Here is a 25,233-nt window from a genome sequence, read left to right on the forward strand (position 1 = left end):
ACAATGTCCGGGTTGTGCTCAAGATCTGTGCACGACCGAAAACCTGTGGGAGCGGAGCTTGCCCGCGAAGACGTAGGAACAGGCACCGCCTGATCCGCAGGCCAGTTACGGCGCCGGGTTCGGGTGATCCTTGTGGATCGCCTCGATGCCCGCCAGCACTTCGTCCGATAGTTTCAGATTGGCGCTGGCAATGTTGCTGTCCAACTGCTCCAGCGTCGTTGCCCCGATGATGTTGCTGGTGACGAACGGTTGCTGGGTCACAAACGCCAGGGCCATCTGCGCCGGGTCCAGGCCGTGCTCACGGGCCAGGGCGACATAACGGCTGCACGCTGCTTCCGATTGCGGGTTGAAATACCGGCTGAAGCGGCTGTACAGGCTCAGGCGCGCCTTGTCCGGCCGCGCGCCGCCTTCATACTTGCCCGACAGGAAGCCGAACGCCATCGGCGAGTAGGCCAGCAGGCCGCACTGTTCGCGCAGGGCGACTTCCGCCAGGCCGACTTCGAAGCTGCGGTTGAGCAGGTTGTAGGGGTTCTGAATCGACACCGCCCGTGGCCAGCCGCGGCGCTCGGCTTCAAGGAGGAATTTCATGGTGCCCCACGGGGTTTCGTTGGACAGCCCGATATGGCGGATCTTGCCGGCCTTGACCTGCTCGTCGAGGGCTTCGAGGATGTCCTCGATCGGGGTGAAGCTTTCATCGGCCTTGTGCTTGTAGCCCAGTTGGCCGAAGTAGTTGGTGCTGCGCTCGGGCCAGTGCAACTGGTAGAGGTCGATCCAGTCGGTCTGCAGGCGCTTGAGGCTGGCATCCAGGGCTTCGACGATATGCTGGCGGTTATGCTTGAGCTGGCCGTCGCGGATATAGCCGATGCCATTGCCGGGACCGGCGATCTTGCTGGCCAGGATCCAGTCGGCACGGTCGCCGCGCTGCTTGAACCAGTGACCGATCATGCGCTCGGTGCTGGCGTAGGTTTCAGCCTTGGGCGGCACCGGGTACATCTCGGCGGTGTCGAGGAAATTGATGCCAGCGGCCTTCGCCCGTTCGATCTGGGCAAAGGCTTGATCCTGGGTGTTTTGCTCGCCCCAGGTCATGGTTCCCAGGCAAATTGCGCTCACATTCAGATCGGTCTGACCTAGCTGACGGTATTCCATTGGCGGCTCCTGTGGGAAAACACCCATAAAAGCAGGTTGAAATTTTTTTGGCAATCTGCATAATTACGCACCTCTTTATGCAGTGGAAGTGATGCGCCGCCGCCAAAGAATCTTGCCGTTGAACGGACGCGCCGACCCGAGCCCCCGAAAGCGTCTGTATCCGGCTGCCTTTGACCTTGTCAAAGTACGCACTATTCAGTAAGATCCGCCGTCTTATTTACAGGCGGCCCCTGAGGCTATAAAGAATGAAAACTTTTACTGCTAAACCGGAAACAGTTAAGCGCGACTGGTTTATCGTCGACGCTGCTGGTCAGACCCTGGGTCGTCTGGCCACCGAAATCGCGAGCCGCCTGCGTGGCAAGCACAAAGTCGAATACACTCCGCACGTTGACACCGGTGACTACATCGTTGTTATCAATGCCGAGCAAGTACGCGTTACCGGTGCTAAAACCACCGACAAAATGTACTACTCCCACTCCGGTTTCCCGGGCGGCATCAAGTCGATCAACTTTGAAAAGCTGATCGCCAAGGCCCCTGAGCGCGTGATCGAGACCGCGGTCAAAGGCATGCTGCCTAAGAACCCGCTGGGTCGCGACATGTACCGTAAGCTGAAAGTCTATGCGGGCGCTGTCCACCCTCATACTGCTCAGCAGCCCCAAGAACTGAAGATTTAACGGAATAGTTCATTATGTCGGCGACTCAAAATTACGGCACTGGCCGTCGCAAGACTGCAACCGCACGCGTTTTCCTGCGTCCGGGTACTGGCAATATCTCCATCAACAACCGCACCCTGGAGACGTTCTTCGGTCGCGAAACTGCCCGCATGGTAGTTCGCCAACCGCTGGAACTGACTGAGACTACCGAGAAATTCGATATCTACGTCACTGTCATCGGTGGTGGTGTAAGTGGTCAAGCTGGCGCAATCCGCCACGGTATCACTCGCGCTCTGATGGACTACGACGAGACTCTGCGCGGTGCGCTGCGCAAAGCCGGCTTCGTAACCCGCGATGCTCGTGAAGTTGAACGTAAGAAAGTCGGTCTGCGTAAAGCGCGTAAGCGTCCGCAGTACTCGAAGCGTTAATTCGGTTCTCGTACCGTTTTACGTTTCAGTTCTACGTTTTAAAAAAAAGCCCGGTTTCCTTGTGGAACCGGGCTTTTTTGTGGGCGAAATATTTTCCTGTGACAACTTGCCACATCCGTAGACCCCCTATACTACAAGGCTTGGGGCAAGGTGGGGCTGGTAATTACCTTGTCAGGCGTGGGGCTTTTCATTACCATTCGGCAAAATTTATAAGTACAAAGTTTTACTTAGTAGACGCCTGATTTAACAGGCCACAAAGCTGATGGGAGAGGACTGAATGAGTAGCAATGACGGCGTGAATGCAGGCCGGCGTCGCTTCCTCGTAGCAGCCACATCCGTGGTAGGAGCTGCAGGAGCGGTGGGGGCTGCGGTCCCGTTCGTGGGGTCATGGTTTCCCAGTGCCAAGGCGAAAGCCGCGGGGGCACCGGTGAAGGTGAATATCAGCAAGATCGACCCCGGACAGCAGATGATTGCTGAGTGGCGAGGTCAACCGGTTTTTATCGTTCACCGTACCCCAGAGATTCTGGGCAATCTCGCCAAGATCGAGGATCGCTTGTCCGACCCCGACTCCAAGGATTCCGTACAACCCACCTATGTTGACCCCAAGAACCGTTCGATCAAGCCAGAGCTGCTGCTGCTGATCGGGATCTGTACGCACCTGGGGTGTTCACCGACCTTCCGTCCGGAAGTGGCGCCCGCCGATCTGGGAAAAGATTGGGTCGGTGGCTATTTCTGCCCTTGCCATGGTTCTCACTACGATCTGGCTGGCCGTGTCTACAAGTCGCAACCCGCGCCTTTGAACCTGCCGGTTCCGCCGCATTCCTATGAGTCCGACACGATAATTGTGATTGGCGTCGATACGGAGAAAGCGTGATGAGCAAGTTCATGGATTGGGTCGATGCGCGTTTTCCCGCGACCAAGATGTGGGAAGACCATCTCAGCAAGTATTACGCTCCGAAGAATTTCAACTTTTTCTACTTTTTTGGCTCCCTGGCGCTGCTGGTGCTGGTCAATCAGATCGTCACTGGTGTCTGGCTGACCATGAGCTACACCCCGTCGGCGGAAGAAGCTTTCGCTTCCGTCGAATACATCATGCGCGACGTCGAGTACGGCTCGATCCTGCGCCTGCTGCACTCCACCGGCGCTTCGGCGTTTTTTATCGTGGTCTACCTGCACATGTTCCGTGGCCTGCTCTACGGTTCGTACCAGAAGCCCCGTGAGCTGGTGTGGCTGTTCGGCATGCTGATCTACCTGGCGCTGATGGCCGAGGCCTTCATGGGCTACCTGCTGCCGTGGGGGCAGATGTCCTACTGGGGCGCCCAGGTGATCATCTCGCTGTTCGGTGCCATCCCGGTCATCGGCAACGACCTGACCCAGTGGATTCGTGGTGACTACCTGATTTCCGGGATCACCCTGAACCGCTTCTTCGCCCTGCACGTGGTGGCCCTGCCGATCGTGATCCTCGGCTTGGTGGTGCTGCACGTACTGGCGCTGCACGAGGTCGGTTCGAACAACCCGGACGGCGTCGACATCAAGAAGCACAAGGATGAAAACGGCGTACCGCTGGATGGCATTGCCTTCCATCCGTACTACACCGTGAAGGATATCGTCGGTGTGGTGGTGTTCCTGTTCATCTTCTGTTCCATCGTGTTTTTCTTCCCGGAAATGGGCGGTTATTTCCTCGAAAAACCCAACTTCGAGGTGGCCAACGCCTTCAAGACCCCTGAGCACATTGCCCCGGTCTGGTACTTCACGCCGTTCTACGCGATCCTGCGGGCCGTTCCGGACAAACTCATGGGCGTCATGGCCATGGGCGCGTCGATCGCCGTACTGTTCGTCCTGCCGTGGCTGGACCGTAGCCCCGTCAAGTCCATGCGCTACAAGGGCTGGCTGAGCAAAATCTGGTTGTGGGTGTTCTGCATCGCCTTCGTCACCCTTGGCTGGCTGGGGGTGATGCCGCCGACACCGGAGCGCACGCTGCTGTCACGGATCTGCACGGTCCTGTACTTCGCCTACTTTATTCTGATGCCGTTCTATACCCGGCTCGAGAAGACCAAACCGGTTCCGGAAAGGGTGACTGGCTGATGAAAAAATTATTTGCAGTCTTGATGTTTGCGGCCCTGCCGCTGCTGTCCTTCGCCGCTGAGCATGGTGGTCCGGAACTGGAAAAAGTCGATATCGACGTTTCCGACAAGGCCGCCATGCAGGATGGTGCGCGGACCTTTGCCAACTATTGCATGGGTTGTCACAGTGCCAAGTTCCAGCGCTATGAGCGTGTCGCCGATGACCTGGGGATTCCCCATGACGTGATGCTCAAGAACCTGGTGTTCACCGGCGCCAAGATCGGCGACCACATGACCATCGGCATGCAGCCAGCCGACGCCAAGGCCTGGTTCGGCGCGGCTCCTCCCGACCTCACCCTGGTAGCCCGGGTGCGCGGTACTGACTGGCTCTACGGCTACCTGCGGTCCTTCTACGAAGACCCGACACGTCCCTGGGGCGTGAACAACAAGGTCTTCCCGAACGTCGGCATGCCCAACGTGCTGGTGGGGTTGCAGGGACGTCAGGTCGTCGGTTGCAAGCAGGTTCAAATCGTCGAGGACGGCAAGAAGCAGTATGATCCGCTGACCGGTACGGCTTTGACCCATGAAGCGTGCGACCAGCTGACCATCGTGCCGAAAACCGGTGCCTTGAACGAAGAGCAATTCGACGAGAAGGTCAAGAACCTGGTGACCTTCCTGGCCTACTCGGCCAACCCGGTGAAGCTGGAGCATCAGCGCATCGGTACCTACGTTTTGCTGTACCTGGCCTTCTTCTTCGTGTTCGCTTATCTGCTCAAGCGCGAATACTGGAAGGATGTGCATTGATAACGTTGTAACATAGCTGTCAATCGTGCGCGCCCAAGGGTGCCTCTGAAGATGTAGCCAGCAAGGACGGGTGGGTGAACCGGCAACGGTCTCACCCTCTGTTTGTTTCGTGGCTGCGGGAGGCTTGTCTTGGGCGCGCTCGTTTTTCTGTTTTCAATAATTTCAACAAGCGAGGAGGACCGCCATGGGCGTGACCAACCGGTTGGCCTGTTACTCCGACCCCGCCGACCACTATTCCCACCGGGTGCGCATCGTGCTCGCGGAGAAGGGTGTCAGCGCCGAGATCATTACTGTGGAAGTGGGGCGTCAACCGCCGAAGCTGATCGAAGTGAACCCTTACGGCAGCTTGCCCACCCTGGTCGATCGTGACCTGGCGTTGTGGGAGTCGACCGTGGTGATGGAATATCTGGATGAGCGTTACCCGCATCCGCCGCTGCTGCCGGTTTATCCCGTGGCGCGGGCGAACAGTCGTTTGCTGATCCATCGCATTCAGCGCGATTGGTGTGCGCTGGTGGATCTGATTCTGGATTCGCGCAGCAAGGAGCCGGCGCGGGTGCAGGCGCGCAAGGAGTTGCGCGAGAGCCTGACAGGGGCGTCGCCGCTGTTTGCCGACAAGCCATTTTTCCTGAGTAATGAGCAAAGTCTGGTGGACTGCTGTCTATTGCCGATACTCTGGCGTCTGCCGATTATGGGTATTGAATTGCCGCGGCCTGCAAAGCCGTTGCTCGATTATATGGAGCGCCAGTTTGCGCGTGAGGCTTTCCAGGCAAGCTTGTCTGGTGTCGAACGCGATATGCGCTAAGGAGCTGTTTTATGAACTCCAGTCGCCCTTATTTGGTTCGTGCGCTGTACGAATGGATAGTGGATAACGATTGTACGCCGCACATACTGGTCAATTCCGAGTACCCCTCGGTCCAGGTGCCGCAAGGTTTTGCCAGCGACGGGCAAATCGTCTTGAACGTTTCGCCCAGTGCAGTGCGTCACTTGCACATGGACAACGAGGCTGTCAGCTTCGAAGGGCGTTTCGGCGGTGTACCGCATACGCTTTACGTGCCGATCAGTGCCATTCTCGGGATCTACGCCCGGGAGAATGGCCAGGGCATGGTGTTCGAGTTGGAAGCGCCCCTGGAGGATGACGATGGGGTCGAGCCGGATGACGACGGTCCGCCGCCGGGTTCCGAGCCGCCGCGTCCTAGTGGTCGGCCAAGCTTGAAGGTTGTGAAGTAATAAAAAAGGCGCCTGCATCCGAGGCGCCTTTTTTACATCTGTATTTCGGCTGGATCGCGATCCTGTAGGAGCTGGCTTGCCGGCGATGAGGCCAGTCAACCTTGCGTCGCCTGATCGGCCGCCATCGCCGGCAAGCCGGCTCCCACAGTTAAGCGTAAGGGCTGGGTCAGTCGATGTACTCGAACAGTTTGACGATCTTCTGTACGCCGCTGACGCTCTGCACCAGGTTGGTGGCGCGAGTGCCTTCGGCCTGGGTGACCAGGCCCAGCAGGTAGACGATGCCGTTCTCGGTGACGACCTTGATGCGCGAGCCGGGAATGGCGTTGTCGGTCAGCATCTGGGTCTTGATCTTGGTGGTCAGCCAGCTGTCGCTGCTGCGGGCTGCCAGCGAGGACGGTTCGAGGACCTGCAGTTCGTTGTTGACCTTCTTCACCCGCTGGACCGCGGCGGCGGCCTGTTCGGCCTTGGCCTTGAGGTCTTCGCGTGGGGTCTGGCCAGCCAGCAGGACAATGCCGTTATAGCTGGTGACGACAATGTGCGAGCCGTTTTCCAGGCCAGGGTCGGCCTTGGCGACGTTGACCGCCACCTTGGTATCGATCAGCGAGTCATCGATCTTGCTGCCCAGGGTGCGGGTTCCGCGATCGTCGTTGATCGGTTCGTCGCGGGTGGCGGTCAGTACCGAACTGCAGCCGCTGAGGCCCAGGCACAGGGTCAAGGCCAGCAGGCTAAGGCGATTGATGGTCATTCTTCACTCCCGAACAATTGGCTGTCGATCAGATCACAGAGGCAATGGATCGCCAGCAGGTGGACTTCCTGAATACGTGCGGTGACGTTGGCCGGGACGCGAATCTCGACATCTTCGGGCAGCAGCAGGGAAGCCATGCCGCCGCCGTCGCGTCCCGTCAAGGCTACGACAATCATTTCGCGATCATGTGCGGCCTGGATGGCTTGAATAATGTTGGCGGAGTTGCCGCTGGTGGAAATTGCCAGCAGGACGTCGCCCGGTTGGCCCAGTGCGCGGATCTGTTTGGAGAAGACTTCGTTGTAGCTGTAGTCGTTGGCGATCGAGGTGAGGGTCGAGCTGTCGGTGGTCAGGGCAATGGCCGGCAGGCTCGGGCGCTCGCGCTCGAAACGGTTGAGCAGTTCCGAGGAAAAGTGCTGGGCATCGCCGGCGGAGCCGCCGTTGCCGCAGGAGAGCATTTTGCCTTCGTTGAGCAGGGCATTGACCATGACCTGGCTGGCTTGCTCGATGTGAGGTGCAAGAACGTCCATCGCCTGTTGCTTGGTGTCGATACTGGCCTGGAAAAGCTGGCGAATTCGGGATTGCATGTCCATCTATGTGACCTTAAGTAGGGCGGCTGGTCGAGCGCAGACCGGGTTTTCCCGGTGGCTGCCCGGCACAAGAATGTGCAGCCCGCAAAGCAAAGAGCAAAAATCGGTGGGTGAAAAGAGTAACCGGGCCGACAGCCTGGATCAGCTGTCGAAGGCATTCCTTAGCCAGTTCAGCTGGGGTGTCGCGTCGACCGGGCCGTCTATGGCCACCACGTCGAAGCGGCAGGGGCAATGGGCCCAGCGTGACTCGCGTTGCAGGAAATACTGCGCGGCGAATATTACCTTCTTGCGCTTGCGGGCATCGATGCTGCCCAGTGCGCCACCCCATTGGGTGTTTTTCCTGTAACGAACTTCGACGAATACTACTGTATCGCCGTCGAGCATGACCAGATCAAGCTCGCCCCGTTTACATGTCCAGTTCTGCGCCAGCAGGCGCAGACCCTGTTGTTCGAGATGCCGCCGCGCGAGGGACTCGGCCTCCTTGCCGTGTTCCAGGTGCGCGGCGGGGGCCATCAGCGTGGCGTGTCCGGCAGGCGCTGGACCTGGCCGCTGACGAACTGGGCCCAGGGCAATTGGCGTTCAATCCGTTGCGCCGGGTCCATGCTCAAGCTGCCCGAGAGGCCTTCGATACGGCTGTCGGGCAGGGCCTTGAGTTGGCCCAGGCGCGGTGCCAGGCGATAGGCGTCGACACCCATGGCGTACAGGCGACCGAGGGCGCCGCCGGCTTGTGGCCATTGTGTGGTGACCTGCTTGCGCAGCGGGTCGTTGGCGTCCAGCAGCCAGGGGGTTTCGCAGAAGCGCACGCCGTTCATGTCGTTGTACTGATTCTGGTCGCCGGTGGCACTGAACACGTGGGAGGTGGCGTATACCGGCACATCGCCGGCGTACTGGAAGTTCAGGGTCGGTTTGATCTGCTGCGCCTGTTGCGGTGTCGCGGCGAGGAAGATGAACTCGATGTCCTGGCGTCGCGACGGTTGGGCGGCAACCTGGCCACCTACGGTGCTTTGCAGGCTCTTGGCGCGACCTTCGCTCTGACGCAACTGGAACAGCTCGGCAATCTGCTGGGCCAGGGCGACCGGTTGATCGACGCGCTCGATACCGACCACGGTGCCGCCGTTGGCTTCCCAGTTCTGGCGGAAGGCCTTGAGCACGCGATCACCCCATTCGCCTTTCGGCACCATGGCGGCAGCGCGGTGCAGGCCGTCGGCGCGGGCACGACGGGCCACTTCGCGGGCTTCGTCTTCGGCGGCGAGGCCGAACTGGAACAGTTGCGCCGGGTTCTGCGCGCTTTCGCTGTAGTTCAGTGCCAGGGTGGTGATCGGCAATTGCGCGCGGGCGCTGAGTTGCTTGACCAGCGGCTTCTCCAGTGGCCCGATCACCAGTTGCACGCCGGAGGCCTGCGCCTTGCGATAGAAGTCATCCAGGGAGGTGAGACGCGAGCTGTCGTAGAACTCGATGACCGGCGGCTTCTGGCCGGCCTGCTGGGCCTGGTAGTGAGCGGCCATGAAGCCTTCACGCAGGGCCTTGCCGACCGAGGCCAGCGGACCTTCCTGAGGCAGCAGCAGGGCGATCTTGCTCAGTGGCTGGCTGGCCAGCTCCTTGAGTTTCACCAGGGGCAGCGGCAATTGCACGGCGGCCGGGTGCTTGGGGTTCTGCGCGCGCCAGGTGTCGATAGCCGTCTGCTGTTGCTCCAGGGTGCCGGACGATTTCACCGCCAGCGCCAGGCTCAGCCAACCGCTGAGGTCGTCGTTGCCGGTGGGTTGCAGCTGGTCGGTCGGCAGGGCCGCGATCAGTGCCCAGATGGCTTCGTGGTTGTTCTTCGCCGCATCGCCACTGAGCAGCGGGGCGATAAAGATGCGCTCGCGGGCGGCGGCCAGGGTCTGGCCATCGGCTTCGAGGGCGCGGGCGCGCACGGTCTGGGTGCGAACCTGCTGGTCCACCGGCAGTTCACTGAGGCGCTCCAGGCTCGGATGGCTCAATGCAGTCAGTGCCGCCTTGGGCTGGTTGCGGGTCATGGCCAGTTCGGCCGCCAGGGTACTGGCGTACACCTGTTGCGCCGGTTTGAGGGGCTCCAGGGGCACCTGCGCGAGAATCTGCGCGGCACGCCCGCTGTCTTTCTGGCGGTAGGCCAGGTCGGCAGCGGTCAGGCGCAGCAAGGCGGCTTGTTCCGGCGTCTTGCTGGAAGCCGCCTGCTCGAGCAATTGCTCGATGCTGGCATTCGGGGTCCGTGGGAGTTCGCCAAGGCTGGAAGAGGGCGAGCTGGCGCAAGCCGCCAGCAAGGCAGCGAGGCAGAGGGCAGAGAACAGCCGCAGGCAAGCGATCATGTAGTGTTCCTGATACTCGATCATATGAGCGTGGAATTGTACCCAAGCACTGGCCGGGGCGCGATGTTACTGGCGTGAAACGGTCAAATTAGGTCGTACAAAGCGTGTCACGGCACTCGAATCGCTCGCCTTTCAGGCCCGCGCTCGCCGTTGTGAAGCATATCGGCAGGGCCGCTACGCGCTACAATGGCGTTTTCGTTCTTCTCGAGGTGTGCGCTTTGACTGCTCCAGGTGCTTTGAATTCCGCTGTCGGCTCGCTTTATGTGGTGGCGACGCCCATTGGCAACCTGGATGACATCAGTGCGCGGGCAATGAAAGTGCTGCGCGACGTGTCGCTGATTGCCGCGGAAGACACCCGCCACTCACTCAGATTGCTGCAGCACTTCGGGATTGCGACACCGCTTGCGGCCTGTCACGAGCACAACGAACGTGACGAAGGCAGCCGTTTCATCGCCAAGTTGCTGGCGGGCGAGGACGTGGCCCTGATCTCCGATGCGGGCACGCCGTTGATCTCCGATCCCGGTTATCACCTGGTGCGCCAGGCGCGGGCGGCAGGTATCAGTGTAGTGCCGGTTCCCGGCGCCTGCGCGTTGATCGCCGCGCTCTCGGCGGCGGGGCTGCCGTCGGATCGCTTCATCTTCGAAGGTTTCCTACCGGCCAAAGCGGTGGGACGTCGGGCTCGCCTGGAGTTGCTGAAGGAAGAGTCGCGCACGCTGATCTTCTATGAAGCACCGCATCGGATCCTTGAGTGCCTGCAGGATCTGGAGACGGTCTTCGGCGCCGAGCGCCCGGCGCTGCTGGCCCGTGAGCTGACCAAAACCTTCGAGACCCTCAAGGGCTTGCCGCTGAGCGAGCTGCGCGGCTTTGTCGAGGCGGACGCCAATCAGCAGCGCGGCGAGTGCGTGGTGCTGGTCGCCGGTTGGACCGCGCCGGAAAACGACGACGCGGTCGGCGGCGAGGCGATGCGCGTCCTCGACCTGTTGCTCCAGGAGATGCCGCTCAAGCGTGCCGCGGCCCTGGCGGCGGAAATCACTGGGGTGCGGAAGAACCTGCTGTATCAGGTGGCGCTGGATCGGCAGAAAAATACCTGACTGATTAGGCTGTAGGTTGGATCCTATGCAGGTGTGGGATCCGGCCTGGCGCTGTTTGCCGGGACAGTGCCCGGCGGCGAAACGGCTTTAAAGCTTGTCCTTCAGGGCATGTGCCGGTAACCTTCGCGGCGGAGAGTCGATTGGACAGTCGCTGCCCCCTATGAAAATTAGGGGGGGGAGGAAAGTCCGGGCTCCATAGGGCGGAGTGCCAGGTAATGCCTGGGAGGCGTGAGCCTACGGAAAGTGCCACAGAAAATAACCGCCTAAGCGCTTCGGCGCCGGTAAGGGTGAAAAGGTGCGGTAAGAGCGCACCGCACGGCTGGCAACAGTTCGTGGCTAGGTAAACCCCACTCGGAGCAAGACCAAATAGGGTTCCAAGGCGTGGCCCGCGCTGGAACCGGGTAGGTTGCTAAAGATGTCCAGTGATGGCCATCGTAGAGGAATGACTGTCCTCGACAGAACCCGGCTTACAGATCGACTCTCCACCTCTTTCCTTCCCTGCACGCAATCGCTGGCAGAAGCGCATTTGTAATACCGAAAAAATCTTACTCTTCATAAATCACTTTAACTTCCGAACTCAAAATTCTGAGTGCGTTGAAGTTCGTCTCCGGAAACACTCTCCCGATTGTCGAATTACCTCCCTTTATGCTCCTAAATCTCCGATCTGTAAGGCTTTTCCTTAAGACCGCGCCTTGACGGTGTGGTGGGCGCATTCCTATAGTGTGCGCAAGTGGCGGAAAGTGGCATGAAGTGGGTTTTTTTGACGTAAAACGCTAATATTTGGAGAAACGCAGCTGTGTTTCGCGGAGCCAACGCTATCAGTCTCGATGCAAAGGGCCGTCTCGCTATGCCGAGCCGGTACCGTGACGAGCTCGTTTCGCGTAGTTCCGGCCAATTGATCGTGACCATTGATGCCGTGGACCCCTGTCTGTGTGTGTACCCGCTCGACGAGTGGGAGCTGATTGAAACCAAACTGCGGGCATTGCCGTCGTTGCGGGAAGAGAACCGCCGGCTGCAGCGTTTGCTGATTGGTAATGCCGTCGACCTCGAGCTCGACGGCAGCGGCCGTTTCCTGGTGCCGCCACGCCTGCGCGAGTACGCGAAGCTGGACAAGCACGCGATGCTGGTAGGCCAACTGAACAAGTTTCAACTGTGGGACGAGGACGCCTGGAACGCTGTATCGGCAGCGGACCTGGCGGCCATTCAACAACCGGGCGCCATGCCTGATGAACTGCGTGATCTGATCCTGTGACTATTGATAGCGGCTTTAACCACATCACCGTACTGCTTGACGAAGCCGTCGAGGCTCTCGCCGTACGTCCTGATGGCTGCTATCTGGATGGCACCTTCGGTCGTGGCGGGCATAGCCGGCTGATCCTCAGCAAGCTCGGGCCGGGTGGCCGACTCCTCGGATTCGACAAGGATCCACAGGCGATTGCCACCGGGCAAGCGCTAGCGGCCGAAGACGGCCGCTTTGTCGTTGTGCAGCGTAGCTTTGCCGAACTCGGTTCGGAAATCGTCGAGCGCGACATGGCTGGCAAGGTCAACGGCATCCTGCTCGACCTGGGTGTGTCGTCGCCGCAGCTCGACGATCCGGAGCGTGGCTTCAGTTTCATGAACGACGGTCCGCTGGATATGCGCATGGACCCGTCCCGTGGCATCAGTGCCGCCGAGTTCATCGCCACCGCGCCGGCTGAAGAAATTGCCCGGGTGTTCAAGGAATACGGCGAAGAGCGTTTCTCCGGACGCATGGCCCGGGCCGTGGTCGAGCGGCGTGTCATCAAGCCCTTCGAGCGCACCGCCGACCTGGCCGAAGTGCTGAAGGTCGCCAACCCGGCCTGGGAAAAGGGCAAGAACCCGGCGACCCGTGCGTTCCAGGGCCTGCGCATCCACGTTAACAACGAGCTGGGCGATCTGGAAACCGGCCTCGAAGCGGCGCTCGACGCCCTGGAAGTCGGCGGTCGCCTGGTAGTGATCAGTTTCCATTCGCTGGAAGACCGCATCGTCAAGCTGTTCATGCGCCGCCTGGTCAAGGGCGAAAGCGACAACCTGCCGCGTAACCTGCCGGTCCGCCACCAGGCTTTCGAGCCGCGGATCAAAGTGCATGGCAAGGCCCGGTTCGCCTCCGAAGCCGAGCTCAAGGCCAATCCACGTGCGCGCAGCGCAGTCATGCGCGTCGCGGAGAAGTTGCGGTGAGCAAGCTGTACGCCAAGCCACTTCCCGGCGGAAGCTTTTTCATGTTCCTGCTATTTATCGCCGTGCTGGTCTCCGCCATCGGCGTGGCCTACAGCGCGCACTGGAATCGCCAGTTGCTCAACTCGCTCTACAACGAACTGAGCGTGCGCGACAAGGCCCAGGCCGAATGGGGTCGGCTGATTCTTGAGCAGAGCACCTGGACCGCCCACAGCCGGATCGAAACCCTGGCCACCGAACAACTGAAGATGCGCATTCCCAGCCCATCTGAAGTCAGGATGGTGGCGCCATGATGAAACTCGAAGGCGCGCTCTATCCCTGGCGCTTCCGCGTGGTGCTCGGCGCACTGGCGATCATGGTCGGCTATATCTGCTGGAAGATCGTCGACCTGCAGGTCATCGACCGGGCGTTCCTGATCGGCCAGGGCGATGCCCGGAGCATGCGGCATATCCCGATTCCGGCACACCGTGGCCTGATCACCGACCGTAATGGCGAGCCCCTGGCCGTCAGTACCCCGGTGACCACGCTGTGGGCCAACGCCAAGGAAATGCAACTGGCCAAGGATCGCTGGCCGGCGCTGGCGATGGCGCTCGGGCAGGACCCGAAGCTGTTGACCGAACGCCTGGAACAACAGGCCAATAAAGAATTCATCTACCTGGTCCGTGGCCTGACCCCGGAGCAGGGCCAGTCCGTGCTCGACCTCAAGGTTCCCGGCGTCTACGGCATCGAGGAGTTCCGGCGGTTTTACCCGGCCGGTGAAGTGGCGGCCCATATGGTCGGCTTTACCGACATCGACGACCACGGTCGCGAAGGGGTGGAGCTGGCCTACGACGAGTGGCTGGCCGGGGTGCCCGGCAAGCGCCAGGTAATCAAGGACCGGCGCGGCCGGCTGATCAAGGATGTCCAGGTCACCAAAAACGCCAAGGCCGGCAAGCCCTTGGCGTTGTCCATTGACCTGCGCCTGCAATACCTGGCCAACCGCGAGCTGCGCAACGCCCTGGTGGAAAACGGCGCCAAGGCCGGCAGCCTGGTGATCATGGACGTGAAGACCGGCGAGATCCTTGCCATGGTCAACCAGCCGACCTACAACCCCAACAACCGACGCAACCTGCAACCGGCGATGATGCGCAACCGCGCGATGATCGACGTGTTCGAGCCGGGTTCGACGATGAAGCCGATCTCCATGAGCGCGGCCCTGGAAACCGGACGCTGGAAACCCAGCGACACGGTGGAGGTCTATCCGGGCACCCTGCAATTGGGCAAGTACACCATTCGTGACGTGTCCAAGACCGAAGGCCCGGTGCTCGACCTGACCGGCATCCTGATCAACTCCAGTAACGTCGGTATGAGTAAGGTCGCCTTCGATATCGGCGGCGAAGCGATTTTCCGCGTGATGCAGAAAGTCGGCCTGGGCCAGGACACCGGCCTCGGCTTCCCCGGCGAGCGGGTTGGCAACCTGCCGAACTACCGTGAGTGGCGCAAGGCCGAGACCGCGACCCTGTCCTACGGCTACGGCCTGTCGGTGACCGCGATCCAGCTGGTGCACGCCTTCTCGGCCCTGGCCAACAACGGCAAGATCGTGCCGCTGACCCTGATCAAGTCCGACAAGATTCCCGACGGTACCCAGGTTATCCCGGAAAATGTCGCCAAGACCATGCAAGGTATGTTGCAACAAGTGATCGAGGCCCCACGCGGTGTCTGGCGCGCCAAGGTCCCGGCCTATCACGTGGCCGGCAAGTCGGGTACGGCGCGCAAGACCTCGGTGGGCACCAAGGGCTATGAAGAAAACGCCTACCGTTCGCTGTTCGCCGGTTTCGGCCCGATGAGCGACCCGCGCTACGCCATCGTGGTGGTGATCGACGAACCGAGCAAGGCCGGTTACTTCGGTGGTCTGGTCTCGGCCCCGGTCTTCAGTAAAGTCATGTCCGGCACCCTGCGCCTGATGAACGTCATCCCCGACGACTTGCCGACAACGCCCCAACAGCAAGCCGTTGTCGCGCCTGCCCCGGTTAAAGGAGGGCGTGGTTAATGTCCCTGAGCCTGAACAAGATTTTTGCCCACGCTGGTCGCGATCTGCTGATTCGCGAGCTGGCGCTCGACAGCCGTAAAGTCCGTGCCGGCGACCTGTTCCTGGCGGTGCCGGGCGGCAAGGTCGACGGTCGCAACCATATCGCCGACGCCTTGCAGCGTGGCGCGGCGGCGGTCGCCTATGAAGTCGAAGGCGCCACGGTGTTGCCGATTACCGATGTGCCGCTGATTCCGGTCAAGGGCCTGGCCGCGCAACTCTCCGATATCGCCGGGCGGTTCTACGGCGATCCGAGCCGTCACCTGAACCTGGTGGGCGTGACCGGAACCAATGGCAAGACCAGTGTCAGCCAGTTGATCGCTCAAGCCCTGGACCTGTTGGGCCAGCATTGCGGCATTCTCGGCACCCTGGGCACGGGTTTTTACGGCGCGCTGCACAGCGCCGTGCTCACCACGCCGGACCCGATTGCCGTGCAGGCGAGCCTGGCCGACTTGAAGAAAGCCGGGGCCAAGGCCGTGGCCATGGAAGTGTCTTCCCACGGTCTGGATCAGGGCCGGGTGACCGCGCTGGCGTTCGACGTGGCGGTGCTCACCAACCTGTCTCGCGATCACCTGGATTATCACGGCACCATGCAGGCCTACGGCGCGGCCAAGGCCAAGCTGTTCGACTGGACCGACCTGAGCTGTCGCGTCATCAATATCGACGATGAGTTCGGTCGTCAGCTGGCGGCGGAAAAACACGAATCGCGCCTGGTGACCTATAGCCAGGAAGACTCGAGTGCCTACCTGTATTGCCGCGACGCGCAGTTCAGCGACGAAGGCGTACGCGCCACGCTGGTGACGCCGCAAGGCGAGCATCACCTGCGCGGTGCCCTGCTCGGACGTTTCAACCTGAGCAATCTGCTGGCGGCGATCGGTGCCTTGCTGGGCCTGGATTACCCGCTGGACGAGATCCTGCGTGTGTTGCCGCAGCTCGAAGGTCCGGCCGGTCGCATGCAGCGCCTGGGTGGCGGCTCCCGGCCATTGGTGGTGGTCGACTACGCCCACACCCCGGATGCCCTGGAAAAAGTCCTGCTGGCCCTGCGTCCGCACACTAAGGGCCAATTGCTCTGCCTGTTCGGCTGTGGCGGTGACCGCGATCGCGGCAAGCGTCCGCTGATGGCGGAAGTGGTCGAGCGTCTGGCCGATGTAGTGCTGGTCACCGATGACAATCCACGTACGGAAACCCCTTCGCGGATTTTCGACGATATCCGTGCCGGCTTCGTCGCCGCGGACAAGGTCCGTTTTGTCGCCGGTCGCGGTCTGGCCATCGCCGAACTGATTGCCGGCGCCTCGGCCGATGACGTGATCGTCCTGGCCGGCAAAGGTCACGAGGACTATCAGGAAATCAATGGCCAGCGCCATGACTTCTCCGATCTGGTCGAGGCCACCAAGGCCCTGGATGCCTGGGAGGTCGCGCATGCTTGAAGCGATGAAACTCAGCGAAGTGGCCAATGCGCTGTCGGCGCGTCTGGTGACGGCCGATGCCAGTTTCAATGGCGTGAGCATCGACAGTCGGGCGATTCAGCCGGGCCAGTTGTTTGTCGCGCTGGCCGGACCGCGTTTCGACGGTCACGATTATCTGGACGATGTCGCCGCCAAAGGTGCCGTTGCGGCGCTGGTCGAGCGTGAAGTGGCCGGCAGCAAGCTGCCGCAGTTGCTGGTTGCCGACAGTCGTCTGGCTCTGGGTCAGTTGGGCGCCCTGAACCGCGCTGGGTTTACCCGGCCGGTGGCGGCCGTCACCGGCTCCAGCGGCAAGACCACGGTCAAGGAACTGTTGGCGAGCATCCTGCGCACCCGTGGCCTGGTCTTGGCCACCCGCGGCAACCTGAACAATGACCTGGGCGTGCCGCTGACCCTACTCGAACTGGCCCCGGAACACAGTGCCGCGGTCATTGAACTGGGGGCGTCGCGCGTCGGCGAAATTGCCTATACCGTTGCCATGACCCGGCCACAGGTCGCTATCTTGAACAATGCCGGAACCGCCCATGTCGGCGAGTTTGGCGGCCCCGAGAAGATCATCGAGGCCAAGGGCGAGATCATTGAAGGGCTGCCGGCCGATGGCGTCGCGGTCCTCAACCTGGATGACAAGGCTTTCGGCATCTGGAAAACCCGTGCCGCCGGTCGAAAAGTCCTGAGCTTTGCCCTCGAAAACACCGCCGCCGATTTCCATGGCGGACAGATTTCCCGTGATCCACGCGGCTGCCCGGGGTTCGAACTGCACGGTCCGCTGGGCAGTGCCCGGGTCCAACTGAACCTGCTGGGCACCCACAACGTCGCCAATGCCCTGGCCGCCGCGGCCGCCGCCCATGCCCTTGGCGTGTCCCTGCCGGGCATCGTCGCCGGGCTGGAAGCGGTGCAGCCCGTCAAAGGCCGCGCCGTGGCGCAATTAGCAACCAATGGCATTCGTGTCATTGACGACACGTACAACGCCAACCCTGCCTCAATCGCCGCCGCCGTTGATATACTCGCCGGCTTTTCCGGCCGCACCGTTCTGGTGCTCGGAGATATCGGCGAGTTGGGCGAGTGGGCGGAGCAAGGACATCGTGAAGTAGGCGCTTATGCCGCCGACAAGGTTTCAGCGCTGTATGCGGTGGGACCGATGATGGTTCATGCCGTCAACGCCTTTGGTCCACACGCCCGTCATTTCGCCACCCAGGCCGATCTGATCGAAGCACTGGGCGCTGAGCAAGACACGGACACCACCATTTTGATCAAGGGTTCGCGCAGCGCTGCGATGGAAAACATCGTGGCGGCTTTGTGTGGGCCCGCTTCTGACGAACACAAGGGAGAGAAACATTAATGCTGCTGCTGCTAGCGGAGTACCTGCAACAGTTCTACAAAGGCTTCGCGGTCTTTCAGTACCTGACCCTGCGCGGGATTCTCGGGGTGCTGACCGCGCTGTCTCTGTCGCTGTGCCTGGGTCCCTGGATGATCCGTACGTTGCAGCATCGTCAGATTGGTCAGGCCGTGCGTAACGATGGCCCGCAATCGCACCTGTCCAAGTCCGGTACGCCGACCATGGGCGGTGCCTTGATTCTTTCGGCCATCGGCATCAGCACCTTGCTCTGGGCCGACCTGCACAACCGTTATGTCTGGGTGGTGCTGTTGGTCACCCTGCTGTTCGGCGCCGTCGGCTGGGTCGACGATTACCGCAAGGTGATCGAGAAGAACTCCCGTGGTTTGCCGAGCCGCTGGAAATATTTCTGGCAATCGGTGTTCGGCCTCGGGGCGGCGATCTTCCTGTTCATGACCGCGCAAACTCCAGTGGAAACCACCCTGATCGTGCCGATGCTCAAGGATGTCAGCATCCCGTTGGGTGTCGGCTTCGTGGTCCTGACCTACTTCGTCATCGTCGGCTCGAGCAACGCGGTCAACCTGACCGATGGCCTCGACGGCCTGGCGATCATGCCGACGGTGATGGTCGGCGGCGCACTGGGGATCTTCTGCTACCTGTCGGGTAACGTGAAGTTCGCCGAATACCTGCTGATTCCTTATGTTCCGGGCGCGGGCGAACTGATTGTGTTCTGCGGCGCGCTGATCGGTGCCGGCCTGGGCTTCCTCTGGTTCAACACCTATCCGGCGCAGGTCTTCATGGGCGACGTCGGCGCACTGGCGCTGGGCGCGGCCCTGGGCACCATCGCCGTGATCGTGCGCCAGGAAATCGTCCTGTTCATCATGGGCGGGGTATTCGTGATGGAAACCCTGTCGGTGGTGATCCAGGTCGCTTCCTTCAAATTGACTGGCCGCCGTGTATTCCGCATGGCGCCGATCCACCACCACTTTGAACTCAAGGGTTGGCCCGAGCCACGGGTGATCGTCCGTTTCTGGATTATCACCGTGATCCTGGTGCTGGTCGGCCTTGCCACCCTGAAGCTGAGGTAGAGCACGTGTCACTGATCGCTTCTGACCACTTCCGCATCGTTGTCGGCCTCGGCAAGAGCGGCATGTCCCTGGTTCGCTTCCTGGCGAACCGGGGCATTGCCTTTGCCGTGGCCGATACGCGGGACAATCCACCGGAGCTGGCCACGCTGCGCCGTGACTATCCGCAGGTGGAAGTGCGTTGTGGCGAGCTGGACGTCGAATTCCTCTGCCGTGCCGACGAGCTCTACGTGAGCCCCGGCCTGGCCCTGGCGACGCCGGCCCTGCAAGCCGCCGCCGCGCGTGGCGTGAAGTTGTCCGGCGATATCGAGCTGTTCGCGCGTCACGCGAAGGCGCCGATTGTCGCCATCAGCGGTTCCAACGCGAAAAGCACCGTCACCACCCTGGTGGGCGAGATGGCCGCCGCGGCCGGTAAGCGTGTCGCCGTCGGCGGCAACCTCGGCACTCCGGGGCTGGACCTGCTCAGCGACGACGTCGAGCTGTACGTGATGGAACTGTCGAGCTTCCAACTGGAAACCACTGAGCACCTCGGTGCCGAAGTGGCCACCGTGCTCAATGTCAGCGAAGACCATATGGACCGCTACAGCGGCCTGCCGGCCTATCACCTGGCCAAGCACCGGATCTTCCGTGGCGCCAAGCAGGTGGTGGTCAACCGCCAGGACGCCTTGTCCCGGCCGCTGATGAGCGAAGGCTTGCCATGCTGGACCTTTGGCCTTGGCAAACCGGACTTCAAGGCCTTCGGCCTGCGTGAAGAGAACGGTGAGAAGTACCTGGCCTTCGAATTCCAGAACCTGATGCCGGTGAGCGAGTTGCGGATTCGTGGCGCCCACAACCAGGCCAATGCCCTCGCGGCCCTGGCTCTGGGCCATGCGGTCGGGCTGCCGTTCGACGCCATGTTGTCGAGCCTGCGCACCTTTGCCGGTCTCGAGCATCGCTGCCAGTGGGTGCGTGAGCTGAACGGCGTGAATTACTACAACGACTCCAAGGCCACCAACGTCGGTGCGGCCCTGGCTGCCATCGAAGGCCTCGGCGCCGACATTGCCGGCAAGCTGGTACTGATTGCCGGTGGCGATGGCAAGGGCGCGGACTTCAGCGGCCTGCGCGGTTCGGTCGCGAGCCATTGCCGGGCGGTGGTCCTGCTTGGCCGCGACGCCGAGCTCCTGGCTCAGGCCCTGGGCGACGGCGTGCCGCTGATTCGCGTGCAGAGCCTGAACGAGGCCGTGCAGCGCTGCGCCGAACTGGCCGAGCCGGGTGACGCGGTGCTGCTGTCGCCGGCCTGTGCAAGCTTCGATATGTTCAAGAACTACGAAGAACGCGGGCGCCTGTTCGCCCAGGCCGTGGAGGGGTTGGTATGAATTTCAACATTATCAAGCCTTACCCGTCGCCGATTATCAGCGGGCGTGGCGTCGACGTTGACTTTCCGATGCTGGCCGGCGCCCTGGGGCTGCTGGGCCTGGGCCTGGTCATGATTACCTCGGCGTCGTCGGAAGTCGCCGCCGTGCAGTCGGGCAACGCGCTGTACCACATGATTCGCCACCTGATCTACATGGTCATCGGCCTGGGGGCCTGCATCGCCACCATGATGGTGCCGATCGCCACATGGCAGCGCATGGGCTTCATGATGCTGGTCGGTGCCTTCGGCTTGCTGGTCATGGTGCTCTTGCCGGGCATCGGCCGTGAGGTGAACGGTTCGATGCGCTGGATCGGCTTCAGCTTCTTTAACGTGCAGCCCTCGGAAATCGCCAAGGTCTTCGTGGTGATCTACCTCGCCGGTTACCTGGTGCGGCGACAGAAGGAAGTGCGCGAAAGCTGGATGGGCTTCTTCAAGCCGTTCATCGTCTTGCTGCCGATGGCCGGGCTGTTGCTGATGGAGCCGGACTTCGGCGCCACCGTGGTAATGATGGGCGCGGCGGCGGCGATGTTGTTCCTCGGCGGGGTCGGGCTATTGCGCTTCGGCCTGATGGTCATGCTCGCGGTGGTGGCGGTGGTGGTGCTGATCAAGGCGCAACCCTACCGGATGGCGCGTCTGACCACCTTTACCGACCCCTGGGCCGACCAGTTCGGTTCCGGCTACCAGTTGACCCAGGCGCTGATCGCCTTCGGTCGCGGCGAATGGCTGGGCGTGGGCTTGGGCAACAGCGTACAGAAACAGTTCTACCTGCCCGAAGCGCACACCGACTTCGTGTTCTCGGTATTGGCCGAAGAGCTGGGGGCCGTGGGCTCGCTGGCCACGGTCGCGCTGTTCGTCTTCGTCAGCGTGCGGGCCATGTACATCGGCCTGTGGGCGGAAAAGTCCAAGCAGTTCTTTGCCGCCTATATGGCCTACGGCCTGGCGTTCCTGTGGATCGGTCAATTTTTGATCAATATCGGCGTGAACGTCGGCCTGTTGCCGACCAAGGGCCTGACCCTGCCGTTCCTCAGTTACGGCGGTAGTTCGTTGGTGATTTGCTGTGCCCAGCTCGGCTTGTTGTTGCGCATCGAGTGGGAGAGTCGAACCCATCTGGGCAGTGAAGAGATGGAGTTCGATGAAAGTGACTTCGCCGAGGAGTCGCCCCATGGCCGATAAAGTGCTGATCATGGCCGGCGGCACCGGCGGACACGTGTTCCCGGCGCTGGCCTGTGCGCGGGAATTCCAGGCGCGCGGCTTCGACGTGCACTGGTTGGGCACGCCGCGTGGCATCGAGAACGAGCTGGTGCCGGGCGCCGGCCTGCCGTTGCATCTGATCCAGGTCACGGGGCTGCGGGGCAAGGGCAAGTTGTCGCTGCTCAAGGTGCCGTTCGTCCTGCTCAAGGCGGTATGGCAGGCGCGCAAGGTCATGCGTGAACTGAAGCCGGTCTGTGTGCTGGGCTTCGGCGGTTACGTGACCGGCCCCGGTGGTGTAGCCGCGCGGATGGCCGGTATTCCGGTGATCGTTCACGAACAGAACGCCGTGGCGGGTACCGCCAATCGGCTGCTGGTGCCCTTGGCGACCCGGGTCTGCGAAGCTTTCCCGAATACGTTTGGCGCGTCGAGCAAACGGCGGACCACCGGCAACCCGGTACGTACCGAACTGTTCCTGGAAACGCCGCGCCAGGATCTGGTTGGACGCCGTGCGCGTCTGCTGATCCTGGGGGGCAGCCTGGGGGCCGAGCCGTTGAACAAGCTGTTGCCCGAAGCCCTGGCGCAAGTGCCGGCCGAGTACCGCCCGGAAGTGTTCCACCAGGCCGGGCGCAATCACGACGAAATCACCGCCGAACGCTACCGGGCGGTCGGCGTCGAGGCGCAAGTGGCGCCCTTTATCAAAGACATGGCCCAAGCCTATGGCTGGGCCGACCTGGTGGTCTGCCGTGCCGGCGCCTTGACCGTCAGTGAACTGGCCGCCGCCGGTCTGCCGTCGTTGCTGGTGCCCTTGCCCCATGCGATCGACGATCACCAGACCCGCAATGCCGAATATCTGGCCGGGGAGGGCGCTGCCTTCCTGCTGCCGCAAAGAACGACTGGCGCCGCCGACCTGGCGGCTCGCCTGACAGAGGTTTTGATGCAACCGGAACGACTGAACAGCATGGCGCGCACTGCCCGCCGCCTGGCCAAGCCAGATGCCACCCGCACCGTGGTCGAGATTTGCCTGGAGGTGGCCCATGGTTGAGAGTAAGAAAGCCATGCCGCAACCGGAAATGCGCCGCATCCGCCGCATCCACTTCGTCGGTATCGGTGGCGTGGGCATGTGCGGTATCGCCGAAGTGTTGTTGAACCTGGGCTATGAAGTGTCCGGTTCCGACCTCAAGACTTCGCCGGTGACCGAGCGCCTGGAGTCCTTCGGTGCGCACATCTTTATCGGCCACCACGCCGAGAACGCCGCCCACGCCGATGTGCTGGTGGTGTCGAGTGCCGTGAACAAATCCAACCCGGAAGTCGCCACCGCCCTGGAACGGCGCATTCCAGTGGTGCCGCGCGCCGAGATGCTGGCCGAGCTGATGCGCTATCGCCACGGCATCGCTGTCGCCGGTACCCATGGCAAGACCACCACCACCAGCCTGATCGCCTCGGTGTTCGCCGCCGGCGGCCTCGATCCGACCTTTGTCATCGGTGGCCGGCTGAATGCCGCGGGCACCAATGCCCAGCTTGGCACCAGCCGTTATCTGATCGCCGAAGCCGATGAAAGTGACGCCAGCTTCCTGCACCTGCAACCGCTGGTCGCCGTGGTCACCAATATCGACGCCGACCATATGGACACCTACGAAGGCGACTTCAACAAACTGAAGAAGACCTTCGTCGAGTTCCTCCACAACCTGCCGTTCTATGGTCTGGCCGTGGTCTGCCTGGACGATCCGGTGGTGCGCGAAATCCTCCCGCAGATCGCCCGTCCGACCGTGACCTACGGTGTCCACGAAGACGCTGACGTGCGCGCGATCAATATTCGCCAGGCCGGCATGCAGACCTACTTCACCGTGTTGCGCCGCGACCGCGAGCCGCTGAACGTGTCGGTGAACATGCCCGGCAACCACAACGTGCTCAATTCCCTGGCAACCATCGCCATCGCCAGCGACGAGGGCATCAGCGATGAAGCCATCGTCCAGGGCCTGTCGGGCTTCGAGGGCGTCGGCCGACGCTTCCAGGTCTACGGCGAACTGCCAGTGGACGGTGGCAGCGTGATGCTGGTGGACGACTACGGTCACCACCCGACCGAAGTCGCCGCGGTGATCAAGGCCGTGCGTGGCGGCTGGCCGGAGCGCCGCCTGGTGATGGTCTACCAGCCACACCGCTACACCCGGACCCGTGACCTGTACGACGATTTCGTCCAGGTGCTGGCCGACGCCAATGTTCTGTTGCTGATGGAAGTCTATCCGGCCGGCGAGGAAGCGATTCCCGGCGCGGACAGCCGTCAGCTGTGCCGCAGCATTCGCCAGCGTGGCCAGCTCGACCCGATCTATATCGAGCGCGGCGTGGAGCTGGCACCGTTGGTCAAGCCGCTGTTGCTGCCCGGTGACATCCTGCTCTGCCAGGGCGCCGGCGATATCGGTGGCCTGGCCCCGCAGTTGCTCAAGAGCCCGCTGTTCGTCAGTGCCGTAGTCAGTCAGGGGGAAACGAAATGACCGCTGCCTACGCCAACCTGTTCTCGACCGTCGAGCCGAAAGCCTTCGGCCGCGTCGCCGTGCTGTTCGGCGGCAAGAGCGCCGAGCGCGAGGTTTCGCTGAAGTCCGGCAATGCGGTGCTTGAGGCGCTGCAAAGCGCCGGTGTCGATGCCTTCGGTATCGATGTGGGCGACGATTTCCTGCAACGCCTGCTCAATGAAAAGATCGACCGTGCCTTTATCATCCTGCACGGTCGCGGCGGCGAAGACGGTAGCATGCAAGGCCTGCTCGAATGCCTGGGGATTCCCTACACCGGTAGCGGCATCCTGGCTTCGGCCCTGGCCATGGACAAGCTGCGGACCAAGCAGGTCTGGCACAGCCTGGGTATTCCGACGCCGCGTCACGCCGTGTTGGGCTGCGAGGCCGACTGTATTTCAGCCGGCGCGGAACTGGGTTTCCCTTTGATCGTCAAACCTGCTCATGAAGGCTCCAGTATTGGGATGGCCAAGGTGAGCAGCGTCGATGAACTGATCGTCGCCTGGAAAGCCGCCGCCGCCTACGATTCGCAAGTATTGGTCGAACAGTGGATTCAAGGTCCGGAGTTCACCATCGCCACCCTGCGCGACCAGATCCTGCCGCCGATTGCCCTCGGCACCCCGCACTCTTTCTACGACTACGACGCCAAGTACCTGGCTTCCGATACCCAGTATCGGATTCCCTGCGGCCTCGATAGCGCCAAGGAAAAGCAATTGATGGACCTCACGGCCAAGGCCTGCGAGGCGCTTGGTATCGCCGGTTGGGGCCGGGCCGACGTGATGCAGGACGCCGACGGGCAGTTCTGGTTCCTGGAAGTCAACACCGCGCCGGGCATGACCGACCACAGTCTGGTCCCCATGGCCGCGCGGGCCGCCGGCCTGGATTTCCAGCAGCTGGTGCTGGCGATCCTGGCGGCCAGCATAGAGGCGCGAGGTTAA

The 25,233-nt window shown here is 61.8% G+C and carries 25 protein-coding genes and 1 other RNA gene; 21 read left to right on the top strand and 5 right to left on the bottom strand.

Translation table 11 applies throughout. The features are described 5' to 3' along the window. Nucleotides 1-105: 105 nt before the first annotated feature. On the bottom strand, nucleotides 106-1,146 hold the full coding sequence (locus tag AC07VG_RS04015) for an NADP(H)-dependent aldo-keto reductase (RefSeq protein ID WP_495000627.1): 1,041 nt from the start codon (nucleotides 1,144-1,146) through the stop codon (nucleotides 106-108). A gap of 245 nt (nucleotides 1,147-1,391) precedes the next feature. Between AC07VG_RS04015 and rplM the strand changes: the two genes are divergently transcribed. The 7 genes from rplM (at nucleotide 1,392) to AC07VG_RS04050 (ending at nucleotide 6,321) form a co-directional block, all read left to right on the top strand. Continuing rightward, nucleotides 1,392-1,820: a 50S ribosomal protein L13 gene (gene rplM / locus AC07VG_RS04020; protein ID WP_191486125.1), complete on the top strand. Its 429-nt coding sequence runs from the start codon at nucleotides 1,392-1,394 to the stop codon at nucleotides 1,818-1,820. 14 nt (nucleotides 1,821-1,834) lie between these two features. Then, entirely contained in the window at nucleotides 1,835-2,227 is a 393-nt protein-coding gene (gene rpsI, locus AC07VG_RS04025; protein ID WP_495000628.1) for a 30S ribosomal protein S9, read from the top strand. Nucleotides 2,228-2,504: 277 nt separating this feature from the next. Next, nucleotides 2,505-3,101 carry a ubiquinol-cytochrome c reductase iron-sulfur subunit gene (gene petA, locus AC07VG_RS04030; protein ID WP_495020537.1) on the top strand — a complete coding sequence of 199 codons (597 nt, stop codon included), beginning with the start codon at nucleotides 2,505-2,507 and terminating at the stop codon, nucleotides 3,099-3,101. Continuing rightward, nucleotides 3,101-4,312 carry a cytochrome b gene (locus AC07VG_RS04035; protein WP_100941287.1) on the top strand — a complete coding sequence of 404 codons (1,212 nt, stop codon included), beginning with the start codon at nucleotides 3,101-3,103 and terminating at the stop codon, nucleotides 4,310-4,312. The genes petA and AC07VG_RS04035 overlap by 1 nt, the downstream gene beginning before the upstream one ends. Further along, the gene (locus AC07VG_RS04040) at nucleotides 4,312-5,094 is read left to right on the top strand and encodes a cytochrome c1 (protein WP_495000630.1); all 783 of its coding nucleotides are present in this window, start codon (nucleotides 4,312-4,314) and stop codon (nucleotides 5,092-5,094) included. Before AC07VG_RS04035 ends, AC07VG_RS04040 begins: the two co-directional genes overlap by 1 nt. A 184-nt stretch (nucleotides 5,095-5,278) precedes the next feature. Then, complete coding sequence (locus tag AC07VG_RS04045) at nucleotides 5,279-5,896, top strand: glutathione S-transferase N-terminal domain-containing protein (protein WP_495000631.1); 618 nt, start codon at nucleotides 5,279-5,281, stop codon at nucleotides 5,894-5,896. 11 nt (nucleotides 5,897-5,907) lie between these two features. Continuing rightward, the gene (locus AC07VG_RS04050; RefSeq protein WP_495000632.1) at nucleotides 5,908-6,321 is read left to right on the top strand and encodes a ClpXP protease specificity-enhancing factor; all 414 of its coding nucleotides are present in this window, start codon (nucleotides 5,908-5,910) and stop codon (nucleotides 6,319-6,321) included. Nucleotides 6,322-6,487: 166 nt separating this feature from the next. On the opposite strand, the gene AC07VG_RS04055 is transcribed toward AC07VG_RS04050, so the two are convergent. From AC07VG_RS04055 to AC07VG_RS04070, 4 genes are all read right to left on the bottom strand, one after another. Continuing rightward, nucleotides 6,488-7,066: a BON domain-containing protein gene (locus AC07VG_RS04055; protein WP_495000633.1), complete on the bottom strand. Its 579-nt coding sequence runs from the start codon at nucleotides 7,064-7,066 to the stop codon at nucleotides 6,488-6,490. Further along, the gene (locus AC07VG_RS04060; RefSeq protein ID WP_040070768.1) at nucleotides 7,063-7,656 is read right to left on the bottom strand and encodes a phosphoheptose isomerase; all 594 of its coding nucleotides are present in this window, start codon (nucleotides 7,654-7,656) and stop codon (nucleotides 7,063-7,065) included. The genes AC07VG_RS04055 and AC07VG_RS04060 overlap by 4 nt, the downstream gene beginning before the upstream one ends. A gap of 138 nt (nucleotides 7,657-7,794) precedes the next feature. Further along, nucleotides 7,795-8,166 carry a YraN family protein gene (locus AC07VG_RS04065; protein ID WP_495000634.1) on the bottom strand — a complete coding sequence of 124 codons (372 nt, stop codon included), beginning with the start codon at nucleotides 8,164-8,166 and terminating at the stop codon, nucleotides 7,795-7,797. Continuing rightward, the gene (locus AC07VG_RS04070; protein WP_495000635.1) at nucleotides 8,166-9,977 is read right to left on the bottom strand and encodes a penicillin-binding protein activator; all 1,812 of its coding nucleotides are present in this window, start codon (nucleotides 9,975-9,977) and stop codon (nucleotides 8,166-8,168) included. The genes AC07VG_RS04065 and AC07VG_RS04070 overlap by 1 nt, the downstream gene beginning before the upstream one ends. A 236-nt stretch (nucleotides 9,978-10,213) precedes the next feature. Here AC07VG_RS04070 and rsmI point away from each other — a divergent pair, with 236 nt between their 5' ends. From rsmI to AC07VG_RS04140, 14 genes are all read left to right on the top strand, one after another. Next, a complete protein-coding gene (rsmI, locus tag AC07VG_RS04075; RefSeq protein ID WP_495000789.1) occupies nucleotides 10,214-11,068 on the top strand; it encodes a 16S rRNA (cytidine(1402)-2'-O)-methyltransferase in 855 nt (284 codons plus the stop codon). Nucleotides 11,069-11,200: 132 nt separating this feature from the next. Continuing rightward, an RNA gene (gene rnpB / locus AC07VG_RS04080) (RNase P RNA component class A) lies at nucleotides 11,201-11,554 on the top strand. 310 nt (nucleotides 11,555-11,864) lie between these two features. Then, a complete protein-coding gene (gene mraZ, locus AC07VG_RS04085) occupies nucleotides 11,865-12,320 on the top strand; it encodes a division/cell wall cluster transcriptional repressor MraZ (protein WP_100941295.1) in 456 nt (151 codons plus the stop codon). Further along, complete coding sequence (rsmH, locus tag AC07VG_RS04090; RefSeq protein WP_370868312.1) at nucleotides 12,317-13,264, top strand: 16S rRNA (cytosine(1402)-N(4))-methyltransferase RsmH; 948 nt, start codon at nucleotides 12,317-12,319, stop codon at nucleotides 13,262-13,264. Before mraZ ends, rsmH begins: the two co-directional genes overlap by 4 nt. Next, nucleotides 13,261-13,554, top strand: coding sequence for a cell division protein FtsL (gene ftsL, locus AC07VG_RS04095; RefSeq protein WP_040070760.1), 294 nt, complete (start codon nucleotides 13,261-13,263; stop codon nucleotides 13,552-13,554). The genes rsmH and ftsL overlap by 4 nt, the downstream gene beginning before the upstream one ends. Further along, nucleotides 13,554-15,290 (top strand): peptidoglycan D,D-transpeptidase FtsI family protein, encoded by a 1,737-nt coding sequence (locus tag AC07VG_RS04100; RefSeq protein ID WP_495000790.1) that lies wholly within the window; start codon nucleotides 13,554-13,556, stop codon nucleotides 15,288-15,290. Before ftsL ends, AC07VG_RS04100 begins: the two co-directional genes overlap by 1 nt. Beyond that, complete coding sequence (locus AC07VG_RS04105) at nucleotides 15,290-16,753, top strand: UDP-N-acetylmuramoyl-L-alanyl-D-glutamate--2,6-diaminopimelate ligase (RefSeq protein WP_495020538.1); 1,464 nt, start codon at nucleotides 15,290-15,292, stop codon at nucleotides 16,751-16,753. The genes AC07VG_RS04100 and AC07VG_RS04105 overlap by 1 nt, the downstream gene beginning before the upstream one ends. Continuing rightward, nucleotides 16,746-18,128, top strand: a complete 1,383-nt coding sequence (locus AC07VG_RS04110) for a UDP-N-acetylmuramoyl-tripeptide--D-alanyl-D-alanine ligase (RefSeq protein ID WP_495000637.1) — start codon at nucleotides 16,746-16,748, stop codon at nucleotides 18,126-18,128. The genes AC07VG_RS04105 and AC07VG_RS04110 overlap by 8 nt, the downstream gene beginning before the upstream one ends. Beyond that, nucleotides 18,128-19,210, top strand: a complete 1,083-nt coding sequence (mraY, locus tag AC07VG_RS04115; RefSeq protein WP_495000638.1) for a phospho-N-acetylmuramoyl-pentapeptide-transferase — start codon at nucleotides 18,128-18,130, stop codon at nucleotides 19,208-19,210. Before AC07VG_RS04110 ends, mraY begins: the two co-directional genes overlap by 1 nt. 5 nt (nucleotides 19,211-19,215) lie before the next feature. Continuing rightward, nucleotides 19,216-20,562, top strand: a complete 1,347-nt coding sequence (gene murD / locus AC07VG_RS04120; protein ID WP_495020539.1) for a UDP-N-acetylmuramoyl-L-alanine--D-glutamate ligase — start codon at nucleotides 19,216-19,218, stop codon at nucleotides 20,560-20,562. Then, nucleotides 20,559-21,773 carry a putative lipid II flippase FtsW gene (gene ftsW, locus AC07VG_RS04125; protein ID WP_495000640.1) on the top strand — a complete coding sequence of 405 codons (1,215 nt, stop codon included), beginning with the start codon at nucleotides 20,559-20,561 and terminating at the stop codon, nucleotides 21,771-21,773. The genes murD and ftsW overlap by 4 nt, the downstream gene beginning before the upstream one ends. Continuing rightward, nucleotides 21,763-22,833, top strand: coding sequence for an undecaprenyldiphospho-muramoylpentapeptide beta-N-acetylglucosaminyltransferase (gene murG / locus AC07VG_RS04130; RefSeq protein WP_495020540.1), 1,071 nt, complete (start codon nucleotides 21,763-21,765; stop codon nucleotides 22,831-22,833). The genes ftsW and murG overlap by 11 nt, the downstream gene beginning before the upstream one ends. Further along, complete coding sequence (gene murC / locus AC07VG_RS04135) at nucleotides 22,826-24,280, top strand: UDP-N-acetylmuramate--L-alanine ligase (protein ID WP_495000642.1); 1,455 nt, start codon at nucleotides 22,826-22,828, stop codon at nucleotides 24,278-24,280. The genes murG and murC overlap by 8 nt, the downstream gene beginning before the upstream one ends. Then, nucleotides 24,277-25,233, top strand: coding sequence for a D-alanine--D-alanine ligase (locus AC07VG_RS04140; RefSeq protein WP_495000643.1), 957 nt, complete (start codon nucleotides 24,277-24,279; stop codon nucleotides 25,231-25,233). The genes murC and AC07VG_RS04140 overlap by 4 nt, the downstream gene beginning before the upstream one ends.

It is taken from the genome of Pseudomonas sp. GW821-FHT03C07 (genome assembly GCF_059420925.1).

Coding starts and splice junctions, on each gene's coding strand:
- AC07VG_RS04055 (WP_495000633.1), bottom strand. CDS start 7,066: ATGACCATCAATCGCCTTAGCCTGCTGGCCTTGACCCTGTGCCTGGGC.
- AC07VG_RS04045 (WP_495000631.1), top strand. CDS start 5,279: ATGGGCGTGACCAACCGGTTGGCCTGTTACTCCGACCCCGCCGACCAC.
- mraY (WP_495000638.1), top strand. CDS start 18,128: ATGCTGCTGCTGCTAGCGGAGTACCTGCAACAGTTCTACAAAGGCTTC.
- AC07VG_RS04015 (WP_495000627.1), bottom strand. CDS start 1,146: ATGGAATACCGTCAGCTAGGTCAGACCGATCTGAATGTGAGCGCAATT.
- rplM (WP_191486125.1), top strand. CDS start 1,392: ATGAAAACTTTTACTGCTAAACCGGAAACAGTTAAGCGCGACTGGTTT.
- AC07VG_RS04040 (WP_495000630.1), top strand. CDS start 4,312: ATGAAAAAATTATTTGCAGTCTTGATGTTTGCGGCCCTGCCGCTGCTG.
- AC07VG_RS04065 (WP_495000634.1), bottom strand. CDS start 8,166: ATGGCCCCCGCCGCGCACCTGGAACACGGCAAGGAGGCCGAGTCCCTC.
- ftsW (WP_495000640.1), top strand. CDS start 20,559: ATGAATTTCAACATTATCAAGCCTTACCCGTCGCCGATTATCAGCGGG.
- AC07VG_RS04070 (WP_495000635.1), bottom strand. CDS start 9,977: ATGATCGCTTGCCTGCGGCTGTTCTCTGCCCTCTGCCTCGCTGCCTTG.
- AC07VG_RS04060 (WP_040070768.1), bottom strand. CDS start 7,656: ATGGACATGCAATCCCGAATTCGCCAGCTTTTCCAGGCCAGTATCGAC.
- murC (WP_495000642.1), top strand. CDS start 22,826: ATGGTTGAGAGTAAGAAAGCCATGCCGCAACCGGAAATGCGCCGCATC.
- rpsI (WP_495000628.1), top strand. CDS start 1,835: ATGTCGGCGACTCAAAATTACGGCACTGGCCGTCGCAAGACTGCAACC.
- AC07VG_RS04100 (WP_495000790.1), top strand. CDS start 13,554: ATGAAACTCGAAGGCGCGCTCTATCCCTGGCGCTTCCGCGTGGTGCTC.
- AC07VG_RS04110 (WP_495000637.1), top strand. CDS start 16,746: ATGCTTGAAGCGATGAAACTCAGCGAAGTGGCCAATGCGCTGTCGGCG.
- AC07VG_RS04050 (WP_495000632.1), top strand. CDS start 5,908: ATGAACTCCAGTCGCCCTTATTTGGTTCGTGCGCTGTACGAATGGATA.
- murG (WP_495020540.1), top strand. CDS start 21,763: ATGGCCGATAAAGTGCTGATCATGGCCGGCGGCACCGGCGGACACGTG.
- AC07VG_RS04035 (WP_100941287.1), top strand. CDS start 3,101: ATGAGCAAGTTCATGGATTGGGTCGATGCGCGTTTTCCCGCGACCAAG.
- AC07VG_RS04105 (WP_495020538.1), top strand. CDS start 15,290: ATGTCCCTGAGCCTGAACAAGATTTTTGCCCACGCTGGTCGCGATCTG.
- AC07VG_RS04140 (WP_495000643.1), top strand. CDS start 24,277: ATGACCGCTGCCTACGCCAACCTGTTCTCGACCGTCGAGCCGAAAGCC.
- petA (WP_495020537.1), top strand. CDS start 2,505: ATGAGTAGCAATGACGGCGTGAATGCAGGCCGGCGTCGCTTCCTCGTA.